Annotated in this window: 14 protein-coding genes; 11 read left to right on the top strand and 3 right to left on the bottom strand. The window is 66.0% G+C overall.

Going from position 1 to position 17,809, the window contains the following annotated elements; translation table 11 throughout:
- Positions 1-134: 134 nt before the first annotated feature.
- On the bottom strand, positions 135-1,430 hold the full coding sequence (locus I6F09_RS03055; protein WP_225125561.1) for an N-acetylmuramoyl-L-alanine amidase: 1,296 nt from the start codon (positions 1,428-1,430) through the stop codon (positions 135-137).
- A gap of 705 nt (positions 1,431-2,135) precedes the next feature.
- Between I6F09_RS03055 and I6F09_RS03050 the strand changes: the two genes are divergently transcribed.
- Both I6F09_RS03050 and I6F09_RS03045 read left to right on the top strand, forming a co-directional pair.
- Positions 2,136-5,243, top strand: coding sequence for a ribonuclease E/G (locus tag I6F09_RS03050; protein ID WP_225187424.1), 3,108 nt, complete (start codon positions 2,136-2,138; stop codon positions 5,241-5,243).
- A 66-nt stretch (positions 5,244-5,309) separates the two neighbouring features.
- Positions 5,310-6,542 carry an FAD-binding oxidoreductase gene (locus tag I6F09_RS03045; RefSeq protein WP_225135978.1) on the top strand — a complete coding sequence of 411 codons (1,233 nt, stop codon included), beginning with the start codon at positions 5,310-5,312 and terminating at the stop codon, positions 6,540-6,542.
- 10 nt (positions 6,543-6,552) lie between these two features.
- Here I6F09_RS03045 and I6F09_RS03040 read toward each other — a convergent pair whose 3' ends face one another.
- Together I6F09_RS03040 and I6F09_RS03035 are read right to left on the bottom strand one after the other, a co-directional pair.
- Positions 6,553-7,110: a biotin transporter BioY gene (locus I6F09_RS03040; RefSeq protein WP_225136065.1), complete on the bottom strand. Its 558-nt coding sequence runs from the start codon at positions 7,108-7,110 to the stop codon at positions 6,553-6,555.
- A gap of 92 nt (positions 7,111-7,202) precedes the next feature.
- Complete coding sequence (locus I6F09_RS03035; protein ID WP_225187423.1) at positions 7,203-8,390, bottom strand: aminotransferase class I/II-fold pyridoxal phosphate-dependent enzyme; 1,188 nt, start codon at positions 8,388-8,390, stop codon at positions 7,203-7,205.
- A 205-nt stretch (positions 8,391-8,595) separates the two neighbouring features.
- On the opposite strand from I6F09_RS03035, the gene I6F09_RS03030 reads away from it, so the two are divergent.
- The 9 genes from I6F09_RS03030 (at position 8,596) to I6F09_RS02990 (ending at position 17,787) form a co-directional block, all read left to right on the top strand.
- Positions 8,596-9,996 (top strand): M48 family metalloprotease, encoded by a 1,401-nt coding sequence (locus I6F09_RS03030; RefSeq protein ID WP_225187422.1) that lies wholly within the window; start codon positions 8,596-8,598, stop codon positions 9,994-9,996.
- 97 nt (positions 9,997-10,093) lie between these two features.
- Positions 10,094-10,861, top strand: a complete 768-nt coding sequence (locus I6F09_RS03025; protein ID WP_036000050.1) for a DsbA family protein — start codon at positions 10,094-10,096, stop codon at positions 10,859-10,861.
- 209 nt (positions 10,862-11,070) lie between these two features.
- Positions 11,071-11,946: a DUF1236 domain-containing protein gene (locus I6F09_RS03020; RefSeq protein WP_109143915.1), complete on the top strand. Its 876-nt coding sequence runs from the start codon at positions 11,071-11,073 to the stop codon at positions 11,944-11,946.
- 226 nt (positions 11,947-12,172) lie between these two features.
- Positions 12,173-12,640 (top strand): type II 3-dehydroquinate dehydratase, encoded by a 468-nt coding sequence (aroQ, locus tag I6F09_RS03015; protein ID WP_036022884.1) that lies wholly within the window; start codon positions 12,173-12,175, stop codon positions 12,638-12,640.
- A 35-nt stretch (positions 12,641-12,675) separates the two neighbouring features.
- Positions 12,676-13,164 (top strand): acetyl-CoA carboxylase biotin carboxyl carrier protein, encoded by a 489-nt coding sequence (gene accB, locus I6F09_RS03010; protein WP_036000059.1) that lies wholly within the window; start codon positions 12,676-12,678, stop codon positions 13,162-13,164.
- Between the two features lie 82 nt (positions 13,165-13,246).
- Positions 13,247-14,605, top strand: a complete 1,359-nt coding sequence (gene accC / locus I6F09_RS03005) for an acetyl-CoA carboxylase biotin carboxylase subunit (RefSeq protein WP_036022882.1) — start codon at positions 13,247-13,249, stop codon at positions 14,603-14,605.
- A 106-nt stretch (positions 14,606-14,711) separates the two neighbouring features.
- Positions 14,712-16,238, top strand: coding sequence for a CHASE3 domain-containing protein (locus I6F09_RS03000; protein WP_225187421.1), 1,527 nt, complete (start codon positions 14,712-14,714; stop codon positions 16,236-16,238).
- Positions 16,235-16,675 (top strand): response regulator, encoded by a 441-nt coding sequence (locus I6F09_RS02995; protein ID WP_225187420.1) that lies wholly within the window; start codon positions 16,235-16,237, stop codon positions 16,673-16,675. Before I6F09_RS03000 ends, I6F09_RS02995 begins: the two co-directional genes overlap by 4 nt.
- Positions 16,672-17,787 (top strand): histidine kinase dimerization/phosphoacceptor domain -containing protein, encoded by a 1,116-nt coding sequence (locus I6F09_RS02990; RefSeq protein WP_225187419.1) that lies wholly within the window; start codon positions 16,672-16,674, stop codon positions 17,785-17,787. The genes I6F09_RS02995 and I6F09_RS02990 overlap by 4 nt, the downstream gene beginning before the upstream one ends.
- Positions 17,788-17,809 lie beyond the last annotated feature (22 nt).

The raw sequence follows: 17,809 nt of genomic DNA, 5'->3' as shown, positions 1-17,809 counted from the left end.
ACGCAATCACATCGAGGCCGGACTTAAGACGCTTGCCGAACAGGTTCTCGCCGATTCCGGAACCCTCTACCGGTTTCTATAAAGCGTCCGCTGTGGCCAAACTAGGGCCTTCGGGCCGGGAGGAACAAACCGGCTCAGTTCGACGTCCCCGCCGTGGCCATCCGCTTGGTCAAAAATCCGTCGATCGCCTGGGCCATCGAGCCCACGGCGCGGGAGCGCCAGCCCTCGGAGACCAGCTGCTCGAGATCGCCCTTGTTGGAGACGTAGCCGATCTCGACCAGCACCGATGGCACGTCGGGCGCCTTCAGAACCCGGAAGCCGGCGGATTTCAGGGGATGCTTGTGCATCCGCACCGTCTGCTTCATTTCGCTCATCAAATGGCGGGCGAAACGGTTTGAAAAGGTGCGGGTTTCCCGCTGTGTGAGGTCGATCAGGATGTCGGCGACGTCGGTCGGCTCCTCCGCGAGGTTGAAGCCGGCGATCGCATCGGCGCGGTTCTCCGCATCCGCCAGCCGCTGGGCCTCGGCGTCGGACGCCTTGTCGGAGAGCGTATAGATGGTCGCGCCCTGCGCATCCCCTTCCGCCCGCGGCAGCGCATCGGCGTGGATCGAGACGAACAAGGCCGCCTTGAGATTGCGGGCGATCTTGGTGCGGTCATTGAGCGGAACGAAGGTGTCGTCGTCCCGCGTCATGACCACGCGGTACTTGCCGGCTTTTTCCAGCTTGTCGCGGAGCGCCAGGCCAAAGGCCAGCACCAGGTTTTTCTCGCTCTCGCCGCTCGACTGCGTCCCGTTGTCGATGCCGCCGTGGCCGGGATCGATCACCACCACCGGTCGAGTATCGGCCTTCTGCTGCGCGCCATCCGGGGCCGCGGCACTGGGAACCGTGGCGGGCGGCGCTTCAGCGATCGCGGGCCGCAGCTCGGGACGGTTTTCGGGGGCACGTGACGACACGAAGGCGGTGCGGTCGACCTCCTCCAGCTCGAGCACCAGCCGGGCCGGTTGGCCGTTGGCCGCCTCCAGCACGTATGATTTGGCGATCTTCGCCGGTCCGGTCAGGTCGAACACGATTCGAGAGCCGCCGGGCATGACGAGCCCGTAGCGGAAGGCCTTGACCAGCCCCCGCCCCCCACTTCCGGTCCCGGCGGGCAGCTGAAAATTGACCTGCGGCACGTCCACCACCACGCGGTAAGGGTCGGCCAGCGTGACGGCGCGGAAGGTGACGGTCTGGTCGAGGTCGAGGATGAAGCGGGTCTGCTTGCCGTCGCCGGCCAGGCGGGCGGCCGAGGCGACCGGAAAATTCGCCGCAACGGCAGCAGGTTGCAGCCGGCTCTCGGCGGCGATCAGGCGCGCGGAATCGGCACAGGGCAATGCCGCAGTGCACAGCAACACGCCCCCCAGCAAAATCCGTCGATTTGTGCGGCTCGCCACCGATTCCGTGCCTCCGAGCAGCTCTCTTAACGCAATAGAACCACAGGGTTAATCGATCCTTAATGACGGAAACGCGAAACTCGCCGACTGTGACCGCCGTGCGACGCTCCCTTGCACGGATGGCTCATTCCTCGTATGTACGGAATGCTGACGGCCGATATTTCCGGTTGTGTCGCATTCAGCCTCCCGGTGCAGCGCCGGAACTCTCAAGGTTTGAGAATTCCAGCGTTTTCCACTTCCCTCTATGACCAGCGCGGTGCGCGGCAGCGAGGTGGAGCGGGTCAAGCCCCGGCGGCGGACGGTCTCGGGCTACCACTCATGTTGCCGGGACGGTTCTGACAGCGGCGTAACCCATTACCCGGTCCCTTGACCCCAAGGGGGCGGTTCGTGATCCCCAAGGCGAGCGCGCTCGCGCCGTGCCTGGCCAGCAGCAACTGATTGAAGGGCGGCCTCGCCGCCCAGTGTTTCATACGGGCCGACGCTTGATGCGCCAGACTGTGCCGACGAAATCTGAAGGAGCATTCGCGACGCTGCGGAGTGACAATCCCGTGCGTCGCAATGGTCCTGAAGCTTCCGGTTCGGCAAGGCGCGAGAGACGGCGTTTCGGCCTTCCCCTCACCCCCGAATCAGGTGGACCGTCGCGTCACCCGCCGGCGCGATACGCGCCCACGGCTTATCGCGTCCGCCGCCGCCAAGAGTTAAGACATGCCCAACAAGATGTTGATCGATGCCACCCACCCGGAGGAGACCCGGGTCGTCGTGGTCCGCGGCAATCGCGTCGAAGAGTTTGATTTCGAGACCGCGCAACGCAAGCAACTGCGCGGGAATATCTACCTCGCCAAGGTCACAAGGGTCGAACCCTCGCTCCAGGCTGCTTTCGTCGAATATGGCGGCAATCGCCACGGCTTTCTCGCCTTCAGCGAAATCCATCCCGACTATTACCAGATCCCGGTCGCCGACCGGCAGGCGCTGATCGAGGCCGAGGAACAGGCCCATCGCGAGGCCGAGGAAGAAAGCGAGAACCGCTCGCACGGCCGTCGCCGCTCGCGGCACCGCAACGCCCGCCGCCGCGGTCATGGCGAGCGCGTGCGCAGCGACATCGTCGAAGGTCTCGAAGCCGGCGCCGATCCCGCCGCCCAGCCGGTCGAAGGCGCCGCGCTGCCCGAGCATGCCGAGGGCGAGCATCTGCACGCCGATACGGAGCATCATGGCGAGCACGAAGGCCACGATCCCGATCATGGTGACCATGATCATGACGAACATCGTCATGCCCGCGATGACGAGCACGATCACGCTCACGATGATGCCCACGGCCGCGAGGACGAGCGCGATCATCACGATCATGATCACGCCGACGAGACGCCCGCGCCTGTCGCGGCGGTCGGCGCCGAGCCCGCGGTCGAGACCGCTGCCGAGCCGCAGCCGGCGTCAACCTTCGACGTTCCCGCTCCAGAAGCTCATGCCGCGGAAGCGCAGGCGGAGCCTCTGGCCGAAGCCGTGACATCGGCCGCCGAGCCGGCCGAGGCCATCTACACCGCCGGCGAAAGCACGGAAGCCCCGCATGCGGACGCCGGGGAAGCAGCCGAGGAGGACGACGAGGACGAGGACGGCGAGGATGCCGAAGAGGAAGTCGTCGAATCCGTCGGCGGCGACGACGTGCTCGAGGAAGTGCCGGAGCGCACCTTCCGCCCGCGCCGCCAGTACAAGATCCAGGAAGTCATCAAGCGCCGCCAGGTGATGCTGGTTCAGGTCGTCAAGGAAGAGCGCGGCAACAAGGGCGCGGCGCTGACGACCTACCTCTCGCTCGCCGGCCGCTACGCCGTCCTGATGCCGAACACCGCACGCGGCGGCGGCATCAGCCGCAAGATCACCAGCGCGCAGGACCGCTCGCGCCTGAAGGAAGTGGTGCAGGACCTCGACGTGCCCGAGGGCATGGGCATCATCCTGCGCACCGCGGGCGCCGCCCGGACCAAGCCCGAGATCAAGCGCGACTTCGAATATCTGATCCGGATGTGGGAGACGGTGCGCGACCTCACGCTGAAATCGCAGGCCCCGACCCTCGTCTACGAGGAAGGCTCGCTGATCAAGCGCTCGCTGCGCGACCTCTACAACAAGGAGATCGACGAGATCCTGGTCGCCGGCGAAGCCGGCCACCGCGAGGCCCGCGACTTCATGAAGATGCTGATGCCCGCCAATGTCGGCGCGGTGAAGCAATATCGCGACGGCCAGCCGCTGTTCTCGCGCATGGGCGTCGAGAGCCAGCTCGATGCGATGTTCTCGCCGACCGTGCAGCTGCGCTCCGGCGGCTACATCGTCATCAACCAGACCGAGGCGCTGGTCTCGATCGACGTCAACTCCGGACGATCGACGCGCGAGCACCATATCGAGGACACCGCGCTCAAGACCAACATGGAAGCGGCTGAAGAGGTCGCCCGCCAGCTGCGCCTACGCGACCTCGCCGGCCTGATCGTCATCGATTTCATCGACATGGACGAGAAGCGCAACAACCGCGCGGTCGAGCGCAAGCTGTCCGATTGCCTCAGGCAGGATCGCGCGCGCATCCAGGTCGGCCGCATCTCGCATTTCGGCCTGCTCGAGATGTCGCGCCAGCGCATCCGCGCCAGCGTGCTGGAATCCTCGACCGATCCGTGCCCGCATTGCGGCGGCACCGGCCACGTCCGCTCGGTGTCCTCGGTGGCGCTGCAGCTCCTGCGCGGCCTCGAAGAGATCCTGATGAAGGGCGCCACCCACAATCTCGTGGTCCGCACCCGCACCGACGTCGCGCTCTATGTGCTGAACCACAAGCGCGGCCATCTGCGCGATCTCGAGAACGGCTTCAAGGTCACGCTGTCGGTGATCGCCGATCCCGGCGTCAGCGGTCCGCAGGCCTATGTGATCGACCGCGGCGAGCAGGTGCATACGCTCGAAGCCGCCAAGGCGCTGCTCGTTGCGCAAGCCGCTGCGAGCCCGCCGCCACCGGCCGAAGAGGCCTATGACGACGAGGACGTCTTCGACCTGGAGACGGAATCCGAGGTCGAAACCGACGAGACCGAAGGCCTTGCCGACGAGCAGGCTGGCGGCGAGGCAGCCTCGGAGCAGGACGGCCAGCGCCGCAAGCGCCGGCGCCGCCGGCGCGGCCGCGGCGGCCAGCGCGAAGGAGAGTTGCGCGAGGATACGGCGCCGACCGTGCCTGAGCCCGCGATGATCGCCGGCGAAAGCGAGGAGGAGACCGAGTCCGAGCAGGACGGTGAGGAAGGCGAGGAACAGGCCGCCCGTGGCGAACAGCAGGGCGCCGGTGATCGCCGGCGTCGGCGTGGCCGCCGCGGCGGTCGCCGCCGTCGCGGTGGCGGCGAGGAAGGTCTTGCCGGCTCCATCAGCGACGAGCTCGGCACCAACCCGCCGCCGGAAGCTGCCGATGCAGTGGCCGATTTCGACGGCCTCGGCAGCCAGGCTTCGCCTTCGATCGCGCAGGCCGAGCCGACCGGCGAGCCGCAAGTTGCGGAGCCTGAGCCGCACGCCGAGATCCGAACCGAGGCGCCGGCCCAGCCGGAGCCCGCTCCCGCCGCGACGACCGCAACGCCGGACGAAGAGTTAGCCGGCGACAGGGCCGCGCGGCGCCGCTCCACCGTGCGCGAAAAGGTGAGCTTCCTGGCGAACAGCCAGGCGGAGCCCGCAACGCCGGCGGCGGAGGCGACCGAGCCGGTTGCTGCACCCGCGCCGGCACCTGAGCCCGCGCCGGAGGCGGCAAGCGAAACCCCGGCCGCCCCACGTCGTGCCGGCTGGTGGTCGCGCCGTTTCGGCGGCGGCGAGTAAAGGGACAAATGGAATTGAAGCCGCCCGGCCCAACCGGGCGGTTTTGATTTGATGAGGTCAGTTGCGATGCAAAGCGCGATCATTCTCGGCGGCGGCATGGTGGGCGTCGGCGCCGCGCTGCATCTGCAGCGGCGCGGCTGGTGGGTGACGCTGATCGATCGCAGGGAGCCGGGCCGCGAGACCAGCTACGGCAACGCGGGGATGATCCAGGCCGAAGCGGTACGCCCCTATCCGATGCCGCGCGACCTCGCTTCGCTTTTGAAGATCGCGACCGGCCGCACCAACGACGTGCGCTACAGCCTCTCCTCGCTGCATCTCCACATCGAGCCCCTGCTCCGCTATTGGTGGCATTCGGCGCCGAAGCGACATCGCGAGGCGATCGAGGCGTGGGCACAGCTGATCGCCTACGCAACGGCCGAGCACGACATCCTGATCCGCGAGGCGCATGCCGACAATCTCATCCGCCGCGCCGGCTACCGAGCGCTGTTTCGCGATGCCGTTTCGTTGGATCTCTCGGTCAAGGCTGCCGAGGAAGATCAGCGCGAATTTGGCGTGAACTACCGCGTGCTGTCGGGCAGCGAGCTTGCCAGGGCCGAGCCGATCCTGCGCGACGATCTCCCGGGAGCGATCCACTGGCTCGACACCTGGACCGTGTCCGACCCCGGCGCGCTGGTCACGGCCTATGCCGAGCTGTTCGTACGGCTCGGCGGCAGGATCGTGCTCGGTGATGCGCAGTCGCTGCGACAGACCGCGACCGGCTGGTCGGTGGACACCGACCAGGGCCGCATCGACGCTGCCCACGCCGTCGTGACGCTCGGGCCGTGGTCGCCTGATTTATTGTACAAATTCGGCTATCGCATCCCGCTGGTGCGCAAGCGCGGCTACCACATGCATTACAGCGGCGGCGCTTCGCTCGACCTGCCGCTGGTCGACAAGGCCCGTGGCTACGCCATGGGGCCGATGGCCAAGGGCATCCGCATCACCACCGGCGCGGAATTGACGGGCGCGGACGCGCTCGCAACCCCGGTGCAGCTCGCCAGCGCCGAAGCCTCGGCGCGCGAGCTGATCGACCTCGGCAAACGGGTCGAGCCGGATCCGTGGTTCGGCACGCGGCCCTGCACGCCCGACATGCTGCCGGTGCTCGGCCCCGCCCCGCGCCACCCCGGCCTCTGGATGAATTTCGGCCATGGCCACCAGGGCTTCACGCTGGGCCCTGCGACCGGACGCCTGCTCGCGGAGATGATGAGCGGCGAAACGCCCGCGGTCGATCCCACGCCGTACCGGCCCGAGCGATTTTAGCGAGCGCGTCCTATCCGCGATGCTCGACAATCCGGCGCGCCGCCGGCAACAGGGTCGCGCCGAGCGCATTCTTCACCAGCGAGGCCGCAATGAACGGCATGATGCCGACCTGCCAGGCCTTGGCGGCGCCGAGACCAAGGCCGAATGCCAGCCAGCCGAATCCGGCCGCGAGAATGACGATGTGGCCAACAGCCATCGCCGCAAACAGCAGCATGACGCTGCGATCCCAGCCGCGCTCGGCGAGCCAACCGGTCGCGAACGCGGCCACAACGAAACCGAACAGATAGCCCGCGGTCGGGCCGACCAGCGGCGCGATCCCACCCACGGGGCCGGCGAACACCGGAAGGCCGATCGCGCCCTCGGCGAGGTAAGCGATCATGGTCGCGCTGCCGAGGCGCCAGCCATAGGCGGCGCCGATCATCAGCACCACCAACGTCTGCAACGTCATGGGCACGTAAGGCAGCGGCAGATTCACCTTGGCCGACAGCGCCATCAACGCCGTGCCGAGCGCGACCAGCACGACGGCACGCAGCGCGCCGACGGATTCGCCCGGTCGGGTCGGCCACATCAAAGCGGCGAGAGAGGAATGTGGCGCAGCGGCGGACGGGACGGAACGGTCTGACAAGCTGAACTCCGGAAGACTGAAGAAAACTGGCGCAGTTATTTAAGCCACTCAGCAATCCGGTCAACTGCCTCACGCATCTCCCCTGGCGAGCGCGCATAGGAGAAACGAATGAACGAGCGGCCATGGATGGGATCGAAATCAAGGCCGGGCGTTGCCGCCACGCGCGCCTGCTCCAGCATCTGCTTTGCGAATTCGAAACTGTCGGCGGTGAAGTCCGAGACGTCTGCATAGAGATAGAAGGCGCCGTCGGCCGGCAGGAATTTCGTCAGTCCCGCCTTGGGCAAACCATCGATCAGGACGCGCCGGTTTTCCTGGTAGCCGTGCTTGATCTCCTCCATCTCGGCCGCGCCGTCGAAGGCGGCCTCCGCCGCGATCTGCGACAGCGCCGGCACCGAGATCGAGAGGTTCTGCTGCAGCCGCTCGATCGGCCGCACAAGGATCTCGGGCACCACCATCCAGCCGACGCGCCAACCGGTCATACAAAAATACTTCGAGAACGAATTGATCACGAACGCGTGCTCGGACAGCGCGGCCGCAGTCACGGCCGGAAACGCGTAATCGAGCCCGTGATAGATCTCATCGGAGATGAAGCGGATGCCGGCATCTTCCGCGGCCGCGATCAGGCCGGCGAGCGCTTCACGGGACATCATCGTGCCCGTCGGATTGGCGGGGCTGCCGACCAGAACACCCTTCAGCGGCGCCTTGCGATGCGCTGCGAGCAGGGCCTCGCCGGTCAGCGCGTGACGCGTTTCGTTCGTGGTCTCGATCAGCACCGGCTCGCAGCCGAGCGCGGTCAGGATGTGTCGATACGGCGGATAGCCCGGCACCGTCACGGCGACACGATCGCCAGGTTCGAACATCGACAGGAAGGCCAAGATGAAGCCGCCGGACGAGCCCGTCGTCACCACGATCCGCTCGGGGCTGACATCGCAGCCATAGGTGTCGCGATAATGGCGCGCGATGCGCGCGCGCAAGGAAGGGATGCCGAGCGCGGACGTATAGTCGATTCGTCCAGCCTCGAGCGCCGCATGGGCGGCCGCGATCGCGGTCCTGGGCGCGCCGGCCGCGGGCTGGCCGACCTCCATGTGGATCACATGACCGCCGGCGGCCTCGATTCGAGCCGCCGCGGCCATGACGTCCATCACCATGAACGGGGGAACATCGCTGCGGCGGGAGGGCTCGAGCCACTGCCCCAACCGGTTCCTCAATGTCGCGTCGTGCATCGATTTCTGCTATTGGCTGGCGAACCGGTCCGTCCGGTCCGTAAACGGGGCGCTTGTGCCCCAGACTGGCCGCATTGTACGGCTCATAAGGGCACCGCTCACAAGGGCATATCGCGTATCCGGTCCGCCGCCAATCGCCAAAACCAATCACTGAACTGCTTGACCAAGACCACTTGACCGAGCCCCTTTTGACCAAGACCGCTTGATGTCGCTCCAGATCGCATTGCGCAAGAAGGCCTCCGCCCTCACCGCCCTCGTCACGGCCACGGCGATCGCGCTGACGCCGTTCACGGCCGCGCGCGCGCAGGCCAAGGGGCCGCCGGTCCTGCGCGACACCGAGACCGAGCAGCTGCTGCGCGAATACACGCGTCCGATCCTGCGCGTTGCGGGTCTGGAGAAGCACAACATCCAGATGGTGATCATCAACGACAGCTCGTTCAACGCCTTCGTCGCGGATGGCCGCCGCATCTTCGTCAATTGGGGCGCGATCCTGCAATCGGAGACGCCGAACCAGATCATCGGCGTGCTCGCGCACGAGACCGGACACCTGGCGGGCGGCCATCTGTCCAAGCTGCGCGAGCAGCTCGCCGCCGCCCAGACCCAGATGATCATCGCGATGCTGCTCGGCGCCGGCGCGATTGCGGCCGGCAGCACGCAGCGCAGCAGCGTAGGCAACAACGGGCTCGCCAATGCTGGCGCGGCCGCCATCGCCGCTCCGCAGGAGGTGATCCGCCGCACGCTGCTGTCCTACCAGCGCCAGCAGGAGGAGAATGCCGACCGCGCCGGCGTGAAATTCCTGGCTGCGACCCAGCAATCGCCCAAGGGCATGTACGAGACGTTCAAGCGCTTCACCAGCGAGAGCCTGTTCGCCGCGCGCGGCGCCGATCCCTATCTGCAGTCGCATCCGATGCCGGCCGAGCGCGTCGCCGCACTACAGGAGTTCGCAAGCTCCAGCCCCTACTGGAACAAGAAGGACGATCCGGCGCTCCAGCTTCGGCATGACATGGTCCGCGCCAAAATCTCCGCCTTCATGGAGCGGCCGGAGACGGTGTACCGCCGCTATCCCCAGACCAACGACAGCCTGCCGGCGCGCTATGCCCGCGCCATCAGCACCTATCTGCACGGTGATCTGCGCAGCGCGCTCGCCCAGATCGACGCGCTGATCCAGGTGCAGCCGAACAACCCGTATTTCTACGAGGTGCGCGGCCAGGCGCTCCTGGAAAGCGGCAAGGCGGCCGAAGCGATCGCTCCCTTGCGTAAGGCCGTCGCCCTCTCGAACAACGCCCCCCTCATCGAGATGTTACTTGGGCAGGCTCTGGTCGGAACCGATAATAAGGCCTACACCGACGATGCCGTTCGGATTCTCCGCGCCGCGGTGGCCCGGGAGCCCGAGGCGGCGCTCGGTTATACCCAGCTCGCGATGGCCTATGGCCGGAAGGGAGATTATGCGGAGGCAGATCTCGCCTCGGCCCAGGCCGCATATTTGCGCGGCGACAACAAAACCGCCCGCGAGCTTGCCACGCGCGCGAAAACACGTTTCGCCGTCGGCACCCCCGGATGGGTCAAGGCCGACGACATCGTGGCGGCGAAGCCGCCGCGCAACTGACGCAAACTCGAACGACGCCCGACCACGACGTCACGACACCGGGCTTGAATCCGCCGGGACGTTTCTCGAAACCTGCTTTGGATAAGAGGATTTGACTATGCCTTCGCTGCGCCTGTTCGCTCCTGCCTTGTTCGCGCTCGCCATGTTCGGCGCAGCCGTGCCCGCCTCGGCCGACAGTTTCTCCGACAGCCAGCGCACCGAGATCGAGAAGATCATCAAGAACTATCTCGTCAGCCATCCCGAGGTGCTCGAGGAGGCCATGGCCGAGCTCAGCAAGCGCCAGGCCGCGGCCGAAACGCAGAAGCACCAAGCCAGCATCGCGCAGAACGCCGAGGCGATCTTCAACTCGCCACGCCAGGTCGTGCTCGGCAACAGGGACGGCGACGTCACCTTCGTCGAGTTCTTCGACTACAATTGCGGCTATTGCAAGCGCGCGATGGACGACATGCTGACCATCATGAAGGGCGATCCGAAGCTGAAGGTGGTGCTGAAGGAATTTCCGGTGCTGAGCCAGGGCTCGGTGGAAGCGGCGCAGGTCGGGGTCGCCGTGCGCATGCAGGATCCCTCCGGCAAGAAATATCTCGACTTCCATCAGAAGCTGCTCAGCGGCCGCGGCGCCGCCGACAAGGCCCGCGCGATGCAAGCCGCCAAGGAAGCCGGTCTCGACACGGCTCGCATCGAGAAGGACATCGCCAGCCCCGAGGTGCGCGCCACCCTCGAGGAGAATTTCAAGCTTGCCGAAGCGATGGGCATGAACGGTACGCCGAGCTACGTGATCGGCAAGCAGATCGTGATCGGTGCCGTCGGTGTTGAAAGCCTGAAGGAGAAGATCGGCATTGCCCGTTGCGGCAAGGCGACTTGCTGATCACAGTTTTACGATAGCGAGAACACAAAAAGGCCGGCAGACATGCCGGCCTTTTTTCTTGCGCTGAACGTTGGCGCCTTCGTGCAAAGTCATTCATCTGGCGTTCAACAAACAAAAGCCGCGGAACAGTCGAAGTTCCGGAACAACTCAAATCCCCTTTCGTTGTCGGCGCGGGCAATGACGCGAATGAACACGTGAGGAGAATTTCGATGTTGAACCGCTTTATGATTTCGGTTGCCGCAGTCGCGCTCGTCGCGGGCACTGGCCTCGCGAACGCGCAGGGCAATATGGGCCGCGACAGCGGCGGCGGCGCCGGTGGCGCGCAGATGCAGCATTCGCAGCCTTCCGGCGGCGCTGCTGAGCGCGGTGGCTCGATGAGCCAGGACAAGGGGACCGTTGGCCAGGCCGGCGGCTCCGGGACGATGAAGTCCGAAGACAAGTCCGGCGCGATGAAGGACGAGCGCTCCTCGGGCGGCGCGATGAACAAGAACGCGGCCGAGGACAAGTCTGGTACCACCAAGGGCCAGCGCACCGATGATCGCGCGCAGGGCCAGATGGACAAGTCCCAGCAGGACAAGTCCAAGAGCATGAGCCAGGACACCAGCAAGTCCGGTGCTAAGGACCAGAAGGACATGAAGGCTGAGGGCAGCAAGAGCGGCACCTCGACCACCGAGACCCGACAGGGCACCGGCACGAGCACCAACCAGAATGCTCAGGGCCAGACTGGCACCAGCACCAACCAGAACGTGCAGGGTCAGACTGGCACCAGCTCGACCCAGAACGCGCAGGGCCAGAGCTCGACCACGGTCGGCCAGGCCGGCGCCGCTGCCAAGCTTTCGACTGAGCAGCGCACGCAGATCACGTCCGTGATCCGCGAGCAGCGCGTCGCCCCGGTGACCAACGTGAACTTCTCGATCTCGGTCGGCACCCGCATTCCGCGGGAGGGCATCACCCTTCACGCCCTGCCGTCTCGGGTCGTGTCGATCTATCCGGAATGGCGGAGCTACAAGTATGTCCTGGTCCGGGAAGAGATCGTCATCATCGATCCGGACACCTACGAGATCGTGGCTGTGCTGAACGTCTAAGGCGGACACGGGCAATCTCAGGGGCGGGCAGCGATGCCCGCCCCTTTGCATGCGCCCGGCAGCCATGCTTCGGACTGGTTAACAAGCAATTTCCGTGGTTTCCGCACAGGTTTTTGCGCACTGGATGAGGTGCTTGAACCCAACCTCAAGGCCCTTCAAGGCTTCCCCTCACGCGCTTTGTTACCTATAACCCCCGCCACGCCGAAGCACCTCTTCCGGGATTGGAATGGCCGAACCTGCAACCGACACGATCCTCGTCCTGAACGGGCCGAACCTCAACATGCTGGGGACCCGCGAGCCCGACAAGTATGGCCATGCGACGCTGGCCGACGTCGAGGCGCTGTGCCGGGACACGGCCGCGACGTTCGGCCTGAAGGCGGACTGCCGGCAATCCAACCGCGAAGGCGAGTTGATCGATTTCATCCACGAGGCGCATGCGCGCAAGATGAAGGGCATCATCATCAATGCCGGCGGCTATTCCCACACCTCGATCGCACTGCACGATGCGCTGCTCGCGGTGCAGATTCCGACGGTCGAGGTGCACGTGACCAACATCCACGCCCGTGAGAGTTTTCGTCACCATTCCTACACCGCGCGCGCGGCTTTCGCCTCGCTCTGCGGTTTCGGCATCGAGGGCTACCGCCTCGCCATCCAGGGCCTTGCCGCCAAGCTCGGCATCAAGCCCAACGCCTGACGCTCCCTTCCAACAGAACATTCGGATCAAACAACATGGCGCGCCAGCCAGACGACAAAGCAGCCGCAAAGTTTTCCAGCGAGGATTCCGCGCTCGTCCGCGAGCTGGCACTTCTGCTCGATGAGACCAGCCTCACCGAGATCGAGATCGAGCGGGCGGGTCTGCGCCTGCGCGTCGCCCGCAACATCAGCGTTGCCGCGACCATGCCGATGCAGGTGACGGCTCCTCCGGCCGCCCTGCCGCTGGCAGCAAGCCCCGCAGCCCCTGCCGCGGCCGATCTGTCGAAGCATCCCGGCGCCGTGACCTCGCCGATGGTCGGCACGGCCTATTGGGCGCCGGAGCCGGGCGCAAAGCCGTTCATCGACGTCGGCACCAAGGTCTCGGTCGGCCAGACCCTGCTGATCATCGAAGCCATGAAGACGATGAACCAGATCCCCTCGCCGCGCGCGGGCACGGTGACGCAGATCCTGGTCGAGGATGGCCAGCCGGTCGAGTACGGCGAGCCGCTGGTGATCATTGAGTGACGCGAATGGGGAATAGCGAATAGCGAATGGCGTCAGCCTTCCCTACTCGCCATTCGCCACTCGCCATTCGCTGCAGGACAACATGTTCGACAAGATCCTCATAGCCAACCGCGGCGAGATCGCCCTTCGCATCCTCAGGGCCTGCAAGGAGCTCGGGATCGCCACCGTCGCCGTGCACTCCACCGCCGACGCCGATGCCATGCATGTGCGGCTGTCGGACGAGAGCGTCTGCATCGGGCCGCCGGCGTCCAAGGACAGCTATCTCAACGTGCCCGCCCTGCTCGCGGCCTGCGAGATCACGGGCGCCGACGCGGTGCATCCCGGTTACGGCTTCCTCTCCGAGAACGCGCGCTTTGCGGAAATCCTCGCCGAGCACAATCTGCACTTCATCGGTCCGAAGGCCGAGCACATCCGCCTGATGGGCGACAAGATCGAGGCCAAGAAGACCGCCAAGCGCCTCGGCATCCCCGTGGTGCCCGGCTCGGACGGCGCCGTTGGTCCCGACGACGATGCGATGGCGATCGCCAGGAAGATCGGCTTCCCCGTGCTGGTGAAGGCGGCGGCGGGCGGCGGCGGCCGCGGCATGAAGGTCGCGCATAGCGAGGCCGACCTGCAGGTGGCGCTGTCGACAGCGGCCAACGAGGCCAAATCGGCCTTTGGCGATGCTTCCGTCTATCTGGAAAAATACCTGCAGAAGCCGCGCCACATCGAGATCCAGATCCTCGGCGACGGCCGCGGCGGCGCGATCCATCTCGGCGAGCGCGACTGCTCGCTGCAGCGGCGCCACCAGAAGGTTTGGGAGGAAGGCCCCTCGCCCGTGCTCGCCGCCGCCGCGCGCGCCAAGATCGGCGAGACCTGCGCGAAAGCGATGCGCGAGATGAAATATCTCGGCGTCGGCACCATCGAATTCCTGTTTGAGGACGGCGAGTTCTACTTCATCGAGATGAACACCCGCATCCAGGTGGAGCATCCCGTCACCGAGAGCATCACCGACATCGACCTCGTGCTGGAGCAGATCCGCATCGCCGCCGGCGGCGACCTGCCGGCCAGGCAGGATGAGGTCCAGGTCATCGGCCATGCGATCGAGTGCCGCATCAACGCCGAGAATCCGCAGACCTTCCGCCCCTCGCCCGGCCGGATCCTGCAATATCATCCGCCCGGCGGCCTCGGGGTGCGGATCGATTCTGCCGTCTACCAGGGCTACACGATCCCGCCCTACTACGACTCCCTCGTTGGCAAGCTGATCGTGCACGGCAAGACCCGCGCCGAATGCCTGATGCGGCTGCGCCGCGCCTTGGACGAGATGGTGGTCGAGGGCATCGAGACCACGCTGCCGCTGTTCCGCGCGCTGGTGCGCGAAGCCGACATCATCAACGGCGACTACCACATCCACTGGCTGGAGCAGTACCTGGCCGGCAAGGTGGAACCAGCGCCACGATAATCACGCCCTCTCATGGAACCCCTTGCCTCCAATCGCGTTCTGGAGGGTTGGGGCCAGTTCTAAGGGGGCGTTTTGAACTCCATTGCCTGCAGACAGGTGAACCGTCGTGACGGCTGAAGGCCAGCGACGGCGCGCATTCTGGCAGATCCTGCTGTTCGCGGCGGGCCTTTTGGTGCTGACCGTGATCAGCGCCGGTTCCGTCTATCTCGTCAACAAGGCGCGGGAGGACAGCAAATGGGTGGTTCACACCATCGAGGTGGAGAACCAGATCAATGCCCTGCTGCTGGAGATCCGACGTGCAGAGAGCGGCGCTCGTGGCTACCTGTTGACCGGGGAAGACAACTTCAGGACTGACCATGAAAAGGCCGTGGCCGCCATCATCCCGGCCCTCGACAAGCTCACCCGCCAGAGCGTCGACAATCCGGGGCAACGCGAGAATGTCGAGAAGCTGAGCGCGGCGATCGAAACCCGGCTCAGCCAGTTCGCGCAGGAAATGGCCTTCATTCGGCAAGGCCAGCCGGACAAGGCCACGGCACTGGTGCGTGAGCTGGCAGCCCAGGACGCCACGGCGAGGATCGCCAGCGTTGCCAACACGATGATGCGGGAAGAGGAACGCCTATTCCGCCTCCGCACGGCCAACTCCGACCGCAGCCAGACCCTGGCCGCCTCGATGACCGGTATCGGATCCGGCCTGGTTGTGGTGCTGGCGCTGATCTCGATCTGGCTGGTGCGGCGTTCGACACGCGAACGCGATGCGGCCGAAGCGCGCCTGCGCGAGGCCTACGCCAACCTCGAGACCGTCGTCGACGAGCGCACGGCGGATCTGCGCGAAGCCAACGACGAGATCCAGCGCTTTGCCTATATCGTCAGCCACGATCTGCGCTCGCCGCTCGTTAACATCATGGGCTTCACGAGCGAGCTCGATGAGCTCGGCGGCGACATCTTCCGCCGCATCGGCAGCCTCTCGCACGCCCCCGCGGAAGGAGCGCCGCTCGCGCCCGCCGCGCCGGGCGAGATCGCGCTCGAGGGCGGCGACAAGCAGCTCCAGGAGGATTTCTCCGAAGCGCTCGGCTTCATCAAATCGTCGATCGCCAAGATGGACCGGCTGATCTCGGCCATCCTCAACCTCACCCGCGAGGGCCGGCGCGAATTCCAGCCGGTGAAGGTCGACACGCGCGAGCTGATCGAGGCCATCGTGACGACGCTGGCGCACCAGGCCGCCGAGGCGCAGGCCGAGATTCACGTCGAGCCCCTGCCGGACCTCGTGAGCGACCGTCTCGCCCTCGAGCAGATCTTCTCCAACCTGATCGACAATGCCATCAAATATCTCAAGCCCGGCGCGCCCGGCGAGATCAGAATCCGCGGGCGGACCAAGCTCGGCTACGCTATCTTCGAGGTCAGCGACAACGGCCGCGGAATCGATCCCAAGGACCACCAGCGGATATTCGACCTGTTCCGCCGCGCGGGAACCCAGGACAAGCCCGGCCAGGGCATTGGTCTTGCCCATGTGCGTGCACTTGTGCGTCGCCTCGGCGGCACCATGTCGGTATCATCGGAACTCAACACGGGCAGCACCTTCACGATCACGCTGCCGATCGCCTGGAACGTGAGCAACCGGAACAGAGATCGATGACCCAGCCTGTCACCATCATCATGGTCGAGGACGACGAGGGCCATGCCCGTCTGATCGAGCGCAATATCCGCCGCTCGGGCGTCAACAACGAGATCGTCTCCTTCACCACCGGGACCGACGCCATGCGGCACCTGTTCGGCGCCGACGGCTCCGGGCTGGTGCAGAAGGGCAACGTGCTCCTGATCCTGCTCGACCTCAACCTCCCCGACATGACCGGGATCGACATCCTGAAGCAGATCAAGGAGAACAAGTACCTGAAGGCCTCGCCCGTGGTGGTGCTGACCACCACCGACGATTCCCAGGAGATCAAGCGCTGCTACGAGCTCGGCTGCAACGTCTACATCACCAAGCCCGTCAACTACGAGAATTTCGCCAACGCCATCCGGCAGCTCGGTCTGTTCTTCTCGGTCATCCAGGTCCCGCCCGCCGCCACATGAACCAGCGCACGCCGACACTGCTCTACATCGACGACGACGGGGCGCTGGCGCGCCTGGTCGATCGCGGCCTGACGCGGCGCGGCTTCCGGGTCGTCCATGCCGCGAGCGGCGAGGAAGGGCTCGCGCACATCCGCCGCGCCGCCGCCCAGAACAGCACCGTAGGCGGCATCGACGTCGTCGCGCTCGACCAGTACATGCCAGGCCTCGACGGGCTCGAGACGCTCGAGCAGATCATGGCGATCCCGGACGCGCCGCCCGTCGTGTTCGTGACCGCCTCGCAGGATTCCAGCATCGCGGTGACGGCGCTCAAGGCGGGAGCGGCCGACTATCTGGTCAAGGACGTCCAGGGCGACTTCATCCCGCTCCTCCACGTCGCCGCCGAAGGCGCGCTACGCCAGGCCGAGCTGCAACGGGCTCGCGAGGAAGCCGAGGCCGAGATCCACGCCTCGCGCGACCGCTACGCGGCGCTCGCCGCCGAACGCGAGCTCCTGCTGCGCGAGGTCAATCACCGCGTCGGCAACTCGCTCCAGATCATCGCCTCGCTGCTGCATCTGCAGGCAAGCTCCGCCGCGCAGGACGAGGTCAAGGCGGCGCTGACCAACGCGATGGGCCGCGTCGCCGCGGTGGCGCAGGTGCACCGCCGCCTCTACACCTCGCAGGACCTCAAGAGCGTGGTCCTCAATCAGTATCTGGACTCGCTGCTCGAGGATCTCCGCCGCTCGGCCGAAGGCAACCGCATGTCGCGCCTGACGCTGAAGGCTGAGCCGATCGAGATCGATCCGGACCGTGCGGTCGCCGTCGGCATCATCGTCAACGAGCTGGTGATGAACGCGGTGAAATACGCCTATCCCGACGGCGCCGGCCCGATCCATGTCGAGCTGATCTCGCAAGGCGACGACCTCCTGCTCTCGATCACCGACGACGGCGTCGGCGACAACGCCAAGGCCGATCCGCGCTCCACTGGCATGGGCCAGCGCATCGTCGCGGCCATGGCCACCAAGCTCGACGCCACGGTCGAGCGCGATCCCGCGCATTCCGGAACCCGGGTCGTGCTGAAGTTCGGCCGCATGCCCGCAAGCGTCGGCAAGACCAGCACCGCTGCCGCGAGCTGAGCGGTCCGGCCGCACCCATCGC

It is taken from the genome of Bradyrhizobium sp. IC3195, from assembly GCF_020193585.1.
Classification (GTDB): Bacteria; Pseudomonadota; Alphaproteobacteria; order Rhizobiales; family Xanthobacteraceae; genus Bradyrhizobium; species Bradyrhizobium yuanmingense.
Note: the sequence above shows the minus strand (reverse complement) of the source record. Positions and strands in the feature narration are given on the sequence as shown.

Excerpts from the sequence above, each read along its gene's own strand:
- I6F09_RS03050 (WP_225187424.1), top strand. The coding sequence starts at position 2,136 with ATGCCCAACAAGATGTTGATCGATGCCACCCACCCGGAGGAGACCCGG.
- I6F09_RS03045 (WP_225135978.1), top strand. The coding sequence starts at position 5,310 with ATGCAAAGCGCGATCATTCTCGGCGGCGGCATGGTGGGCGTCGGCGCC.
- I6F09_RS03040 (WP_225136065.1), bottom strand. The coding sequence starts at position 7,110 with ATGTGGCCGACCCGACCGGGCGAATCCGTCGGCGCGCTGCGTGCCGTC.
- I6F09_RS03035 (WP_225187423.1), bottom strand. The coding sequence starts at position 8,390 with ATGCACGACGCGACATTGAGGAACCGGTTGGGGCAGTGGCTCGAGCCC.
- I6F09_RS03030 (WP_225187422.1), top strand. The coding sequence starts at position 8,596 with ATGTCGCTCCAGATCGCATTGCGCAAGAAGGCCTCCGCCCTCACCGCC.
- I6F09_RS03025 (WP_036000050.1), top strand. The coding sequence starts at position 10,094 with ATGCCTTCGCTGCGCCTGTTCGCTCCTGCCTTGTTCGCGCTCGCCATG.
- I6F09_RS03020 (WP_109143915.1), top strand. The coding sequence starts at position 11,071 with ATGTTGAACCGCTTTATGATTTCGGTTGCCGCAGTCGCGCTCGTCGCG.
- aroQ (WP_036022884.1), top strand. The coding sequence starts at position 12,173 with ATGGCCGAACCTGCAACCGACACGATCCTCGTCCTGAACGGGCCGAAC.
- accB (WP_036000059.1), top strand. The coding sequence starts at position 12,676 with ATGGCGCGCCAGCCAGACGACAAAGCAGCCGCAAAGTTTTCCAGCGAG.
- accC (WP_036022882.1), top strand. The coding sequence starts at position 13,247 with ATGTTCGACAAGATCCTCATAGCCAACCGCGGCGAGATCGCCCTTCGC.
- I6F09_RS02995 (WP_225187420.1), top strand. The coding sequence starts at position 16,235 with ATGACCCAGCCTGTCACCATCATCATGGTCGAGGACGACGAGGGCCAT.
- I6F09_RS02990 (WP_225187419.1), top strand. The coding sequence starts at position 16,672 with ATGAACCAGCGCACGCCGACACTGCTCTACATCGACGACGACGGGGCG.